Raw genomic sequence first — 14,599 nt, 5'->3', positions numbered from 1 at the left:
TGGTCGCCTTGGCCGCACACGTCCGATCGTTCCGCCCATCTCGGGGGTCCGCCGGGCGCAACTGCAAAGGAATTGCCATGACTGGCTCGACGCCACGCGCTCCCTTCGTCCCAGGCGAGGCCGGCACCTTCCCGGTACTGCCTTTGCGCGACATCGTCGTTTTCCCCCACATGATCGTCCCGCTCTTCGTCGGCCGCGAGAAGTCCATCCGCGCGCTCGAGGAAGTGGTGAAGACGGACGGGCTGATCCTGCTGGCGACACAGAAGAACGCCGGCGACGATGATCCGCAGCCCGACGAGATCTACGAGATCGGCACGCTCGCCCGCGTGCTGCAGCTGCTGAAACTGCCCGATTCCACCGTGAAGGTGCTTGTCGAAGGCGTCGGCCGTGCCAAGGCCTCGTCCTATTCGGCAAGCGAATCCTTCTACGAGGCCGAGGCCACCGGCTTGGCCGAGGAAGAAGGCAAGAAGGTCGAGGTCGAGGCGCTCGCCCGTTCGGTCGTCAGCGAGTTCGAGAGCTATGTGAAGCTCAACAAGAAGATCTCGGGCGAGATCGTCGCTGCGGTCACGCAGATCGACGAGCCGACCAAGCTCGCCGATACCGTCGCCTCGCATCTGGCGGTCAAGATCGCCGATCGCCAGGGCGTGCTGGAGATCACCAACGTCGCCCATCGCCTGGAGAAGGTCCTGTCGCTCATGGAGAGCGAGATGTCCGTGCTGCAGGTCGAGAAGCGCATCCGCTCGCGCGTCAAGCGCCAGATGGAGAAGACCCAGCGCGAGTACTACCTCAACGAGCAGATGAAGGCGATCCAGAAGGAGCTCGGCGACGGCGATGAAGGCCGCGACGAGCTGGCCGAGCTGGAAGAGCGCATCGCCCAGACCAAGCTCACCAAGGAAGCCCGCGACAAGGCGACGGCCGAGCTGAAGAAGCTGCGCCAGATGTCGCCGATGTCCGCGGAAGCGACCGTGGTGCGCAACTATCTCGACTGGATGCTCGGCATCCCGTGGGGCAAGCGCTCGAAGATCAAGAAGGATCTCAACGCCGCCCAGCTGGTGCTCGACGACGATCATTTCGGCCTCGACAAGGTCAAGGACCGCATCGTCGAATATCTCGCCGTGCAGCAGCGCGCCAACAAGCTCGCCGGTCCGATCCTGTGCCTCGTCGGCCCTCCGGGCGTCGGCAAGACCTCGCTCGGCAAGTCGATCGCCAAGGCGACCGGCCGCGAGTTCGTGCGCATGTCGCTCGGCGGCGTGCGTGACGAGGCCGAGATCCGCGGTCACCGCCGCACCTATATCGGCTCGATGCCCGGCAAGATCATCCAGTCGATGAAGAAGGCCAAGACCTCGAACCCGCTCATCCTACTCGACGAGATCGACAAGATGGGCCAGGACTTCCGTGGCGACCCCTCGGCGGCCCTGCTGGAGGTGCTCGACCCCGAGCAGAACTCGACCTTCAACGACCATTACCTCGAGGTCGATTACGACCTGTCGAACGTGATGTTCGTGACGACGGCGAATACGCTGAACATCCCGCCGGCCCTGCTGGACCGGATGGAGGTGATCCGCATCGCCGGCTACACCGAGGAAGAGAAGACGGAGATCGCCCGCAAGCACCTGATCCCGAATGCGATCAAGAAGCATGGGCTCAGCGGCAAGGAGTGGTCGATCACGGACGAGGCCGTGCAGACGCTGGTGCGGCGCTATACCCGCGAGGCCGGCGTCCGCAATCTCGAGCGCGAGCTCTCCAACACGGTCCGCAAGGGCGTGAAGGACATCGTGCTCGGCAAGAAGGCCAAGGTCGTGGTCAACGAGCCGTTGCTCGAGGAGTATCTCGGCCCGCCGCGCTATCGCTACGGCATGGCGGAGACGGAGGATCAGGTCGGTGTCGTCACCGGTCTGGCCTGGACCGAGGTCGGCGGCGAGTTGCTGACGATCGAGGGCGTCATGGTGCCCGGCAAGGGCCGCATGACCGTCACCGGCAACCTGCGCGACGTGATGAAGGAATCGATCTCGGCGGCGGCATCCTATGTCCGCTCGCGGGCCGTCGATTTCGGCATCGAGCCGCCGCTCTTCGACCGGCGTGACATCCACGTCCACGTTCCCGAGGGGGCGACCCCGAAGGACGGGCCGTCGGCCGGCATCGCGATGGCGACCACCATCGTCTCGATCCTGACGGGCATCCCGACCAACCGGGACGTCGCCATGACCGGCGAGGTCACGCTGCGGGGCAGGGTGCTGCCGATCGGCGGTCTGAAGGAGAAGCTCCTGGCGGCGCTTCGCGGCGGCATCAAGAAGGTGCTGATCCCCGAGGAGAACGCCAAGGACCTGATCGACCTGCCGAAGTCGGTGAAGGATGGCATGGAGATTATCCCGGTCGCGCGCATGGAGCAGGTTCTCCAGCATGCGCTGACCCGCCAGCCGGTTCCGATCGTCTGGGAAGAGGATCTCAAGGCCGTGCCGCCCAAGGGCGCGGACGACGACGCGGCGGGCCTCGTCGCCCACTGACCTTGGATCCAGGAAGAACGAGCCGCCGGCGCGCAAGCGCCGGCGGCTTTCTTTTGGGCGCCAGGCCGGTCATTGCCGCAAGGCCTGTTCAGGACCATTTTAAGCCTGCTTTTCCGCAGGCAGTTCGATCAGAGGGCCATGAAGCTGCGACGGCTTCCGAAACGCAGGCCGAAACCGGATGGATGGGCTGCATTCGATAGCCTGCCCGCGCCGGTACGTCGGGCGCTGGCGGAGGCGGATCATCCGCTGAATCCGCTGAAGCTGGCCGGTTCGGCCGATGTCGAAGAAGCGCTCCGCCGTGTCGCCCGGCTCGATGCCGCCGCCAGGCGACGTGCGGAGCGAGTTGGCTAGCGGCCAGCAGGCTGCGAGGGCTGCTGCCTGACGGATCTGGTGGGCGGTGACGGGCTCGAACCGCCGACCCTCTCGGTGTAAACGAGATGCTCTACCAACTGAGCTAACCGCCCCTCGCGGTCGCCTTTAAGGCCTCGGCCGCCGCATCGCAAGCATTGTCGGGCAAGCGCCTTGCGAAGGCTTGCGGGCGGCCGAATTCCGCCATCTTCATCGTCACCCTGCCGGGCTCATGGAGATCAGCCGCTTGACCCGTTCTCGTCCCGTCCTGCGCTGCGTACTGGCAGGCACCTGCCTCGGCCTCGTCCTCGCTGCAGGGCAGGCTGCGGCGCAGTCGCTCCTGCCTGATTCCTTCTTCGTCGATCGTCCGGCCTTTTCCCATCCGGAGCAGCCCGGCAAGCCGGCGAGCTGCGAGAGCATCGCGGCGCAGCTCCCGGATTCGGTGCCACGCGATTCGCGTGTCGACATGGCGATCGCGGGAACGGTGAGTCTCATCCGGACGGACGGCGCGCTTTGGTATGTCGCGGTCTGTGCCGCACCGGGCGTCCGGGTTCTGTGCGTGACCTATGGCGCCGGCGACCTGAAGCTGGGCGACAAGGCGGTCCTGCGCGGCGGATATAACCGCCAAGACAGCCGCCACGTCCTGCTCGATCCCTGCCTGGCATCGCCATGGAACGAGGGTGACGCGGCCGAGTGATAGGAGAGGGCGAGGATAATTTTCCCCAGATGCGATTTTGCCGGCGTCACTCGCTTGACACTTCCGGTCGGGGGCAATACTCACCACGTCGCTGACGGCGAATGCCCCAGCCGCCCTGCGCGGGCGTAGCTCAGTTGGTTAGAGTGCCGGCCTGTCACGCCGGAGGTCGCGGGTTCGAGCCCCGTCGCCCGCGCCATATAAATCAAAGCCTTAGCTTGCTTGGCCGCCCGGTCGTTACACTTTCCGGCGCAGGCCCATTCCACCTTTCACCTCGTTTTGTTCTTTCTGAGTTTGGCGCGCCCTTGGCGACGGCTGGCATCGACGTCACGGACGGTGGCGATGTTGACCGGGCTGTAGGTCTTCTGAAACCGGGTCAACTCCAGCGCAGTGCGCCAGCGGACAGTTCCAGAAACTCGTCGCCGACAACGGCGTCACCCCATGGATGCTGGCCACCGCGTAGCGGAAACGCGCGCCGTCGCACTGACGATGCCATGAACGCCGACCTCACAACCAAACCACAGATGATACCGATAGAGAGCCTTTCGGAACTCGGTCCCGTGGGCGTTCGCAAGCCGAGCTTGACGACGTGGTTTGCAGGCACTCGACGATCGGCTGCATCAGCCTAACCGCCAGGTCCATGAAGCCGTCAGCAGGCCGGGGGGACAGGTTGGGATGTTGAGTACAGGCCCTGAGATTCTCTGCGGATGCATTTTCGGTTGCGCAGCCTAGGCTTGTGGCAGTCTCGGAAGATCGCTTGCGATGGCGTTCCATCATTGTGGGACCCGCTTCTTGCGAAGCCGAAGGCCACTCGATTTTGAGAAGGATGGACAGGGATGCGCGCGAAAATTGCAGTCTTCGTCATCGGCTTGGCTCTTGCGGGGTGCAATGCCAATTCTGCCGATCAGCGGACCCTCGGCGGTGCGGCCATTGGCGCTGGGACCGGTGCCATCGTTGGCGGCATTGCGGGAGGTGGGCGTGGAGCGGCGATCGGTGCCGCTGTGGGCGGTGTCACGGGCGCCGTGATTGGCCGGGCGACCACTCCGAACAACTGCCTTTATCGTGACCGCCATGGGCGCGTGTTCGAGGCGCGCTGCCCTTGACGTTCTGAAACAAGCCCGCTGGCCCGACGATCGTCGGGAATGACGGCCCCTTGCTTCGCCTGACGGGAGTTTGGGAGCCCGAGGGCAGAGACCTGACCGGATTGGCTTGGGGCATATGTCGGGCTGGCGCCTGGTGCGCTGGTGGCAGGAGAAGCATGATATGGTGAGCAGACGGCTGGTTCTGTCTGGACTTCTCGGGCTGGCCGGTTCGGCTTTGTTCGACATTGCCATCGGCGCTGCCACGACAGGCGAGGCAGCGCTGCCAGAAGGGACGGCGCGTGCGCTGGACCAGGTCGATGTGGCATTCAGCCAACGCCCGCAACTGTACTATAATCGGAAGCGGCAGTTTCGCCCCCGGCAGCCGCGTAGCCAGAAATGGCGTGCCCCGCGGCTTCGCCGCTCCCGAGGTCGTTTGCGGCCTCCACGTCGAGCCACGCCGTCCTGACGGGTCTCCGCGATTGGAGCCGGATTTGACATCGGCTCGCCTGCTTGTGTGGCGCGCGGCGCGCCCGAGTGCAGGCCCACGAGGCTGACGGGCTGGCTCCCGCACACGGGATGGGGGCTGTTCCGATTTGCCGTCAGCGGCGCCCGCGGTGCCGGGGCGGCGGGGGCAGCGGCCGGCGGTTGCGCTGGCGATAGCGATGCCAGTTCTTCCGGCGCGGCCGCGGATTTTCTGGCCGAGCGGGAAGGGTAGCCGCGCCCGGTGACCGCGGCTGCGGCGGGCCTTGCGTGAATTCGGCATCCAGCGTGTCGAGCGCGCTTGTCGCCACTGCGGATCGTGCCTCGACCGGCGCCGCCTTCGCTGTCGCCGCAATCAGCACGCCGCCGACAAGTGAAATCAAAAATGATCTGCGTTCCATCTGCATCTCGTCAATTACCTTGATCGTTATGTGCGCTCGGTGGAGCTATGGCTCCTGGTACCATTGCCATGCCAATGCTCGCGATCGTTCCCGGTCGGAGCAGAGTTCGATAATCGAACTCCAGTCGGTGTCTTCGTTTTTTGTGGAAGCGGCAAGATTATCTGCCTGTGCCTTTGATTGACGAGGGCTAATTAAAAGAGCGAGAGGAGCGTGCCGTCATCGCTGCGGTTGCTTGCGAAATTCAGAAGCGCCAGATCAGGGGCACGATGAAGACCGCCACGACGAAGAACCAGATCAGCAGCGGCAACCCGAGTTTCCAGTAATCGCTGAAGACGTAGCCGCCTGGTCCCATCACCATCAGATTGGTCGGCGTCGCAATCGGCGTCAGGAAGGCGCCGGCTGCGGCGACCGCCGTGCTCATCAGCACCGGCCGCGGTGAGATGCCCATGGCGGTGGCTGCGGCGACGCCGATCGGGATGACGATCAGCGCCGTCGCGGTGTTGCTGATGAGCTGGCCCAGCACCGCGGTCAGGATGAACAGGCCGGCGAGCAGCGCGGTCGGCCCGGCGTCGCCCACCATCGAGACGAGGTGGTCGGCCAGCATCTTCGCTGCGCCGGTCTGGATCATCGCGGTCGAGAGCGGCATCATCGCGCCGACGAGGATCACGGTCGTCCAGCTGATCGCGCGGTAGGATTGCTCGACGGTCATGATGCCGCAGAGAATGATCGCACCGGCCGCCAGCAGGCCCGCCACGGCAGACGGAACGATGCCGGTGGCCAGCATCACGACCATCGCGAACAGGATGATGATCGCCTGCTTGGCGCCCGGACCCATCGGCACGGCCTGGCGTCGCACCAGTTCCGGGGAGCTGACGACGAGGACGTCGGGATCGTCGAGATGGGTGTCGAGCGCCTTCCAGGTGCCCTGCAGCAGCATGGTGTCGCCAGCCTGCAGCACGACGCCGGCCGTCTTGGTTTTGCCGGCGTTCGGAGCCTCGCTCGCGCCGCGTTGCACGGCCAGGATGATCAGGTCCCCGCTTTCGGTGACCATGCCGGGAAACACGGTCTGGCCGATCAGGCCGGAGCGCGGCGGGATCACCACCTCGGCAAGGCCCGAGCGGCGGTTGAACAGGGTTTCTTCGCCATCGCCCGCGCCTTCCTCGCGGAACGCGAGGTGCATCTGCGCCGCGAAATTGGCCGCGGCCTCGGCATCGCCGCGCAGCAGCAGATGGTCGCCCTCGGCGATCGTCGTGCGACGCAGCGGCCCGGCCGTGTCGCCGTCCTGGACCGCCACGAGCTGGAGCCCGGACCATGTGCCGAGGTCGACTTCGTCGGAGCGCTTCCCGACATAGGGGCAGGTCGCGCGGACGCGTAGTTGATGGACGCCGCTCGCCAGCCCGTATTGCTCGACCAGCGTCCTGGCGTGGCGGCTGAAATCGGCCGGCATGGTCGCGCCGTTGCGCTGGGGCAGAAGCTTCTCCCCGAACAGGATGATGATAGCCATGGTGCCGGCGAGCAGCGGGATGCCGGCCAGCGCGAACTCGAAGAAGCCGAAGCCGCCGACGCCGGCATCGAGCCCGGCCTCGGAAACCAGCACGTTCACCGGTGTGCCGGTCAAAGCGAGCATTGAGCCGGCATGTCCGGCGAAGACCAGCGGCATCAGCAATTGCGAGGAGTTGCGTCGCAGGCGGACGGCGGTGACGACGACGACCGGCAGCAGCGCAGCGACCGCACCGTTCAGGCTGATCAGCGCGACCAGAAGCGACACCAGCCCCATCATGAGCAGCAGGAGCCGCGTCCGGCTTTCCTCTCCGGCCCCCTTGATCAGGAGCTGGCCGGCCCAGGCGGTGACGCCCGTGACCTCGAGCCCGGAGCTGACGACGAACAGGGAGGCGATGAAGATGACGGCGGGATCACCAAGCCCGGCGAGCGCCTGAGGCAGGGTGAGCACGCCGGTCGCCCAGAGGCCGAGCGCCGTGCCCATCGCGACGAGCACGACAGGCACCTTGTTCGTGACGAACAGGACCACGGTAATGGCGACGATGATGCCGGTATAGGCGATCGGACTCACGCATCAGCTCCTTGGGGGGTGTTCTCGGCAGCAGACCCGTTTGAAGGGTCTCAGTCTTCGAGCGTCGCCATCAGGATGCCGAGACGGCAGCCCTTTTCGTACTCGGTGAGATTCACATATTCCTTGATCGTGTGGATCTCGGCCTGGCCGGCGCCGATCGTGATGGTCGGGACGCCGTGCTTGTCGAGCCAGTTGGCATCGAGGCCGCCATTGGAGAACAGGTAGTTCGGTTCGATACCCAGGATGCCGAGCGCCTTGGCAGCGCGCTTGACCACAGCCGAATCCTTGGCGAGCTCGAAGGGTGGATAGGCCGGCTTGTGGGTGAACGTCACCTTCGCCGTCTCGCCGCCATCGTCCTTCACCTCGCCTTGAGCCTTGGCGAAGGCGGTCTTGAAGGCCTCAGCGATCTTGGTGGCGAAAGCGGCCTCGGGGCTGCGCGCCTCGCCGCGGATATAAGCATAGTCGGTGACGACATTGGTCGCGTCACCGGCGGCGACCGTGCCGCCCTTGCCGCCGAAGATGCCGACATTGCTGGTGCCGCGGCCATCGGACTTCACGATCTTGCCGAACCAGCCCTCGCGGCGAGCTTCCGCAAGTGCGATCGCGCCGACGAGCGTCGCCGAGATGCCCTTTTCGGGCGCGACGCCGGCATGGGAGGCCTTGCCGGTGATCTCGACTTCCCAGTTCTCCTGGCCGACCGCGCCGATCAGCAGTTCGGAGGCGAGCTGGCCGTCGACATTGATGCACATGACGGCACCGCCGAGATCCTTCGGGTTCAGCTCGCGCGCGCCGTGCAGCCCGCTTTCCTCGCGCACCGTGAACAGCAGCGTGATCGGCGGGTGGGGCAATTTGTTCTTGATCAGCGTCTCGGCCAGCACGACGAGCAGCGCCACGCCGGTGCGGGCATCGCCGCCGAGCGCGGTGGTGCCGTCAGAGACGATGCGGTCACCCTCGCGCTTCGGCTTGGCCCCGGCGCAGAGCGGCACGGTGTCGAGATGGGTCGAGAACAGCAAGCGCGGCCCGGCCTTGGTGCCGGGCAGGTCGACGATGAGGTTGCCGGTCTCGGTCGGCAGCGGGATGCGCTTGTTGGCATCGTCGAAGCGGATGGCCGAGGCCGGCACGCCGACGGCCTTTAGCGCCTCGCTGACGGCAGCGCCGATATTGGCTTCCTTGCCGGTCACGCCCTCGACCGAGAGGAAGCGCATGAGATGCGCGATGGCGGCTTCGACGTCGAGCGGAATGGCGGGTGTCGTCATGATCTGCATCCGAACGGTTGGATTGGCGACGGGGAGGGCTGCGATGGGGCTCAGAGCCCCCAGGGCAGGCCGAGCAGCTTCCAGACGGCGAACAGAGCCGTCCAAAGCACGAACATCCACACGACATAGGGCAGCATCAGCGAGACCACGGTGCCGACGCCGGCATTCCTGTCGTATCTTTGGATGAAGCCGACCACGAGGGCGAAATAGGCGTTGAGCGGGGTAATCGCGTTCATCGGCGAATCGCCGATGCGATAGGCCGCGAGCACGGCTTCCGGCTCGACGCCGAGCTTCATCAGCAGGGGCACGAAGACGGGGGCGAAGATCGCCCATTTCGCGATCGCGCCAGTGAGAAGCAGGTCGATGATCGCGACCACCACGATGAAACCGAGCAGCAGCGGCAGGGCGCCGATATTGGCGGCCTGGAGCACGCCCGAAAGGCTCAGCGCCATGACCGTGCCGATATTGGTGTAGGTGAAGTAGGCGACGAACTGGCTGAGCACGAAGAACAGGAAGATCGTGCCGCCCATGCTTTTGATCGATTTCTCGATCGCGGCGATGACCTCCGCCAGCGTCTTCAGCGTGCCGGCGCCGATGCCATAGGCCCAACCGGTGACCAGGAACATCAGCATGATGAGCGCGATCAGGCCGTTCATGAAGGGCGAGTTGCCGATCAACTCTCCGGTGGTCGGATTACGCAGGGGCGCGCCCGTGGGGAGCGTGAGGAGGCAGAACACCGCGATCAGTCCGAGGAGGCCGAGACCGGCGAAGCGAAGACCGCGCGACTCCGCCTCGGACAGCACGGCGCCTTGCTCGGTGACTGTTCCCTCGGCCGCCAGCTTCGGATCGTAGGTGCCCAGGCGCGGCGAAATCATCTTGTCGGTGATGAACGCGATGATGACGGTCAGAAACAGCACCGAGGCGATCGAGAACCAGAGATTGGATGCGAGGCCGATCGTGCGATTGGGGTCGACAAGGCGGGCAGCGTCGTTGGTGAACTCGACCAGAACCGCATCGAGCGGCTTGATCAGCATGTTGACGGTGAAGGCACCGGCGACCGCTGCGAAGCCGAGCGCCAGGCCCGCGACCGGATGGCGGCCGACAGCGAGATAGGCAATGCCGGCGAGCGGGATCAGGACGAGATAGCCGGCATCGGCCGCGATGCTGGCGATGATGCCGACGAAGGCGAGGATATAGGTCAGCGCCCAGTGCGGCGAGACGATCACAAGCTTGCGGATCAGCGCGGTGACGAGCCCGGATTCCTCGGCGACGCCGGCGCCGATCATCGCGACGATCATCAGCCCGACGGCCGTGAAGCTCATGAAATTCGGGATCAGCGACGAATACATGAAGCGGATGCCGTCGATGGTCAGCAGGCTCTGGATCGCCGTGCTCGCCGCCTCGATTTTATGGGTGTCGGGGTTGATCCGCTCGTAGGTGACGGCGGTGCCGAACAGCCCCAGCACAGCCGAGAGGGCAATGACGATGCCGATCAGGATCAGGAAGATGACAACGGGGTGGGGAACCATGTTTCCCACCTTCTCGACGGTGTCGAGAAACCTCTGCATGGTCGTTTTCGGCGCGACGGTGGCAGTGGTCATCGCATTCCCCCCTTGAGCCCAGGCTTTCAGCAGCGAACCCGTGACCGATGTGCCGAAGACTCCGGCACCCGCAAAGCTCCGAGCGTGATGGGGGAACCTTAAGTCCGGGAGCCGGGAGAGCATCGGCAGAGAATCCCAAACTTTGGGCCTTCTGTCCCAAAGTCTCCTTCGTCGCGCCCGTAGGCGGGGTGTGGGCTTGCCGCCGGCGGGGTGGCTTTCTACGGTCCGCCGCGGTGAGGGCCTTTGTCGGCCGATGATCGACCGGGGCGGAACGATGCCGGACCAGGGCCAGGATGCGGGGGAAGGGATGTTCGAGGCGTCGAGATGAACGGCGTGACATGGCTGGAGCGGTGCCCGCGCTCCGCTCGCGCGCGTTTGTCCTGGCTCCTGCTCGTCGCGCTCGCCGCCGGTCTGGCGGCTTGCGCATCGACGCCGCGCGGGCTCCTGGAGCCGGTGGCGCCCGTTCCCGGCACCGACAGCGTCAACATGCTGGCGGCGACGACGCGCGCGCCCTCCGCCGATGCCGGCGTCCTGTTCAGCGGCGAGCGGGGCGAGGGCGTCTCGTTCCGGAATATCGTCGTCTCGATCCCGCGCAACCGCGAGGTCGGCAGCATCCAGCTCCCACGATCGGTTCCCGGGAATCCCGCCACGGATTTCACTGTCACCGCCTCCACGGCGCTGCCGAAAGCCAAGCTCGCTGACTGGTTCAGGTCGACGAGCGGACGCTCGAAGCGCGTCTTCGTGTTCGTGCACGGCTTCAATACGCCGTTCGACCGAGCCGTCTTCCGCTTCGCGCAACTGGCGCATGATGCCGACGCCGATGCCTCGCCGGTTCTCTTCTCCTGGCCCTCGCGCGGCTACCTGCTCGACTACAGCCGCGACTTCGACAATGCGTCCTATTCGCGCTCCGACCTCGCGGACCTGCTGGGCGTCGCGGCCGCCGCCCCCTCTGTCCGCGAGATCGTGATCCTGGCCCATTCGATGGGAAGCTGGCCCGCCGTCGAGGCGGTCCGGCAGATCGCGCTCAAAAGCGGCGGCGTCCCGCGCAAGATCACCAATCTCATCCTGGCGTCGCCGGATCTCGATGTCGGCGTCTTCCGCCGCCAGATCGAGGATATGGGGCCGAAGCGACCGCAGATCACGCTGTTCACGGCCCAGCACGACCGGGCGCTGCAGGTCTCCCGCTTCATCGCGCGCGGTGCGACGCGGCTCGGCGGCATCGACCCGACGCAGGAGGAATACCGCAACCAATTCGCCGGGTTCTCCGGGATCACCGTGATCGACCTCTCCGCGATCAATGCGGGCGACCGCCTCAATCACGACCTGTTCGCGGCGAGCCCGGATGCAGTGCGCCTCATCGGCGACCGGCTGCTGCAGGGACAGGTGATCACCGATTTCGACGTCCCGGCGCCCGTGGCGGCGGCGGGGGCGATCAGCTCGGCCGCGACTCTTCTGGTCACCGCGCCAATCCGAGTCTTCGATGCAGCAACGACACCATAGGGTTGACGGGTCGGGCGGCGAAAGCCAATATTGACGGATATTCGGTGATAATTCGAATTTTAGACTGTTGTTAGATAACTCTACTTCCGGCTTGCCCTGTTGATTTAGATCAATTTCGTCCAAATGCGACCAGTGTTAGGATCAGATCCTGCTTCTGTGGCCTGCGCAAAACCGCAGAGTAATTGGAGTATCTGATGCCGGCTTTCTCTCATGGTGGGGTGAGGAAGGACGTCAGCATGTTTTCTGTGGCGCAGTTTTGCACCATGGAGCTTCAGGCGAAGGACCAGTTCGACGCCTGGCGTTCCTTGCACAAGGACACGATCGAGCTTTTTCCGACAGGGGAGCGGTCGGCGGGATTTGCCGCTGCATTCTCGTCCTGGACCCTGGGGGAGCTTGTTCTGACACGTGTTGTCTATTCGGGCGCGCCGGGCCGGCAATGGCGGCACCACCCCAAATCCTATCTGGACCATTGGTGTGTGGTGCTGGCGCGGGCGGTGGCAGCCGATGGCTCGGCGCGGGGAGAGCTGAGCTTTCGTTCGCTGGCGCTGCCCTATGAGGGCCAGGCGCAGGACAGTGAGGTCATCACCCTCTATCTGCCGCGTGATCAGCGCCAGGTCGATGAGCAGCGCCTCGATGGAGCCCACGGTGTTGAGGTGAGCCCGGATTTCGCACCGCTGCTCAGCGACTACATGGACGGCCTTGTCCGGCATCTGCCTCACGTCACCCCGGAGCACGCCGCAAACCTGGAGATGCCGACAAGGGCCCTCATCGCGGCCTGCATCACGCCCCTGTCGACCTATCAGGAGCCTGCGCGCTCCGCCTTGGGGGCGGCTCTCATCGACAGGGCGCGCGCCGTCGTGCGCCAGAACATGGCCGCCCCGGATTTCGGTCCCGAGCGGCTGGTCCGCCTGCTGGCGATGTCCCGCTCGAAACTGTATCGGCTTTTCGAGAACAGCGGCGGAGTGGCTCATTTCATTAATAGAGAGCGCCTGCGCGAGGCGCATCTCCGCCTGAGTTCCCAGCGTGAAACGCTCTCCATCCACGCCATTGGAAACGAGGTTGGATTCGTCGATCACTCGACCTTCAGCCGGGCCTTCCGGCGGGAGTTCGGCTACAGCCCGACCGAGGCGCGCGAGCGCGGGATCGTCCGCTCCTTCGCCGATGAACGGGAAGGGCTGGGCCAGGGTTGACCGGTGCGGCTTCCATCACGCCCGAAAACGCGGCCATCTGACCGGCCGAGCCCAAACCCGCCGCTCGGGGAGTGGGCCTGATGACAGGCGTGCCCACCGGGCGGCTTTCGCTTCTTTACGCAATTCTGTTTTTCGAGCTCGGGGTCAATCTTCCGTTCTTCCCGCTCTGGCTCCAGGCGCAGTCACTCGATAGCGACGCGATCGGCATCATCCTGGCGACCCCGTTGCTGGTCCGGGTCGTGGCCAATCCCGTGGTCGGAGCGCTCGCCGACCGCAGCGGGCGCATTGCGGTGGCGCTCACGCTGTGCGCCATGCTGGTTGCGGCTGGCACCGGTCTCCTGACCGTCGCGCGCGGCTTCTGGCCGATCCTCCTCGTCGTCATCGCCATCGCCCTCGCGCAGGGACCGTTGATCGCGCTGGCCGATGTCATGACTCTCGGCCGCCTCGCCGGGGGGCCGCGGTCGGAACTCGCCTATGGCCGTATCCGTTTGTGGGGATCGCTCGGCTTCGCCGCCGCCAATCTCGCGGCCGGCTGGTCGCTCGAATGGTTCTCGACCGACGCGATCGTTGTGCTGTTGCTGGTCTCGGCGATTCTCACCGCCGTTGCCGCTGCCCGTTGCATAACGGGTACCGTGAACCGCCCGCGAGACGATGCGCAAAGCGCCGCATGGCCGGCGCATCCGCTGCTTCTCGTCTGCACGATTGCCGGTGCCGCGTTCGTGCAGGCGAGCCACGCGGCGTTCTACGGTTTCGGCACGCTGCACTGGCAGACGATCGGGACTTCCGGCGCCGCGATGGGCGGTCTCTGGGCTCTCGGCGTCCTGTCCGAGGTCGTCGTGTTTTCATGCCTGGGCTACCGCATGAACGGAGCCGCGAGCGCAGCCGGCCTGTTGGTGGCGTCGGCCGCGACGGCGATCCTGCGCTGGGGAGCGATGTCGCGGGATCCCGACCTCTCCACCCTGATGTGCCTTCAGGTGACGCAGGGCCTGACGTTCGGGGCCACTCATCTTGCCAGCATCTTCCTGCTGACGAGACTGGCGCCGGGCAGCATGCAGGCGCGCGCCCAGGCCTGGCTCGCCGGCGGGTGGGCCGGCGTGATGGCCGTTCTGACGACGCTGTCCGGCCGGCTCTACGAAAGCTGGGGGGAGCAGATCTACCTGGTGATGGCCGCGGTCGCTGCCGTTGGATTACTGCTGCTGCTGCCTGTCGCTTTCGCCCTGCGCGCACCGCGGCTCGAGAACCGCCTGCCCTGACCCCAGGGAACTCGGCCTTTTCCAACAATGGGATGACCAGCCCAGAGTTGGGATTCTGAGCTGATCCGCCTTTTCTTCGGGGTTGCTAGCCTCTCTGTGTCGTCCTGAAAGGGCTTTGCGGGCCGTAAACGCGCCCGTTGGCATGCGGGGGCGTGGCCGTCAGGGGAAGGGTTCGATGCAGAGGCAAGGCTTGGGATGCCAGGGTGCGCCGCTGCAGCG

Annotated in this window: 10 protein-coding genes and 2 tRNA genes; 7 read left to right on the top strand and 5 right to left on the bottom strand. The window is 65.5% G+C overall.

Features of this window, described 5'->3' with window-relative positions; genetic code table 11:
* Positions 1-77: 77 nt before the first annotated feature.
* Positions 78-2,504, top strand: a complete 2,427-nt coding sequence (gene lon / locus AC1RLU_RS07475) for an endopeptidase La (RefSeq protein WP_091855403.1) — start codon at positions 78-80, stop codon at positions 2,502-2,504.
* A gap of 388 nt (positions 2,505-2,892) precedes the next feature.
* On the opposite strand, the gene AC1RLU_RS07470 is transcribed toward lon, so the two are convergent.
* A tRNA-Val gene (locus AC1RLU_RS07470) sits at positions 2,893-2,968 on the bottom strand.
* A gap of 131 nt (positions 2,969-3,099) precedes the next feature.
* Here AC1RLU_RS07470 and AC1RLU_RS07465 point away from each other — a divergent pair.
* The 3 genes from AC1RLU_RS07465 (at position 3,100) to AC1RLU_RS07455 (ending at position 4,649) form a co-directional block, all read left to right on the top strand.
* A complete protein-coding gene (locus AC1RLU_RS07465) occupies positions 3,100-3,549 on the top strand; it encodes a hypothetical protein (RefSeq protein WP_139163461.1) in 450 nt (149 codons plus the stop codon).
* Between the two features lie 119 nt (positions 3,550-3,668).
* Positions 3,669-3,745 (top strand) — tRNA-Asp (locus tag AC1RLU_RS07460).
* Positions 3,746-4,382: 637 nt separating this feature from the next.
* Positions 4,383-4,649 (top strand): YMGG-like glycine zipper-containing protein, encoded by a 267-nt coding sequence (locus tag AC1RLU_RS07455; protein ID WP_082616993.1) that lies wholly within the window; start codon positions 4,383-4,385, stop codon positions 4,647-4,649.
* 578 nt (positions 4,650-5,227) lie between these two features.
* Here the strand turns inward: AC1RLU_RS07455 and AC1RLU_RS07450 are convergent.
* From AC1RLU_RS07450 to AC1RLU_RS07435, 4 genes are all read right to left on the bottom strand, one after another.
* Entirely contained in the window at positions 5,228-5,515 is a 288-nt protein-coding gene (locus AC1RLU_RS07450) for a hypothetical protein (protein WP_492794782.1), read from the bottom strand.
* 235 nt (positions 5,516-5,750) lie between these two features.
* Complete coding sequence (locus AC1RLU_RS07445; RefSeq protein ID WP_492794780.1) at positions 5,751-7,580, bottom strand: SLC13 family permease; 1,830 nt, start codon at positions 7,578-7,580, stop codon at positions 5,751-5,753.
* A 50-nt stretch (positions 7,581-7,630) separates the two neighbouring features.
* Positions 7,631-8,836 carry a M20/M25/M40 family metallo-hydrolase gene (locus tag AC1RLU_RS07440; RefSeq protein WP_492794779.1) on the bottom strand — a complete coding sequence of 402 codons (1,206 nt, stop codon included), beginning with the start codon at positions 8,834-8,836 and terminating at the stop codon, positions 7,631-7,633.
* A gap of 50 nt (positions 8,837-8,886) precedes the next feature.
* Positions 8,887-10,437 carry an AbgT family transporter gene (locus tag AC1RLU_RS07435; RefSeq protein ID WP_492794777.1) on the bottom strand — a complete coding sequence of 517 codons (1,551 nt, stop codon included), beginning with the start codon at positions 10,435-10,437 and terminating at the stop codon, positions 8,887-8,889.
* Positions 10,438-10,761: 324 nt separating this feature from the next.
* Here AC1RLU_RS07435 and AC1RLU_RS07430 point away from each other — a divergent pair, with 324 nt between their 5' ends.
* From AC1RLU_RS07430 to AC1RLU_RS07420, 3 genes are all read left to right on the top strand, one after another.
* Complete coding sequence (locus AC1RLU_RS07430; protein ID WP_492794776.1) at positions 10,762-11,937, top strand: alpha/beta hydrolase; 1,176 nt, start codon at positions 10,762-10,764, stop codon at positions 11,935-11,937.
* A 236-nt stretch (positions 11,938-12,173) separates the two neighbouring features.
* Positions 12,174-13,127, top strand: coding sequence for a helix-turn-helix transcriptional regulator (locus tag AC1RLU_RS07425; RefSeq protein ID WP_492794774.1), 954 nt, complete (start codon positions 12,174-12,176; stop codon positions 13,125-13,127).
* Between the two features lie 80 nt (positions 13,128-13,207).
* Positions 13,208-14,380, top strand: a complete 1,173-nt coding sequence (locus tag AC1RLU_RS07420) for an MFS transporter (RefSeq protein WP_492794772.1) — start codon at positions 13,208-13,210, stop codon at positions 14,378-14,380.
* Positions 14,381-14,599 lie beyond the last annotated feature (219 nt).

Source organism: Allobosea sp. GW822-FHT05A11 (assembly GCF_058800455.1).
This window is presented reverse-complemented; position numbering and strand designations above follow the sequence as displayed.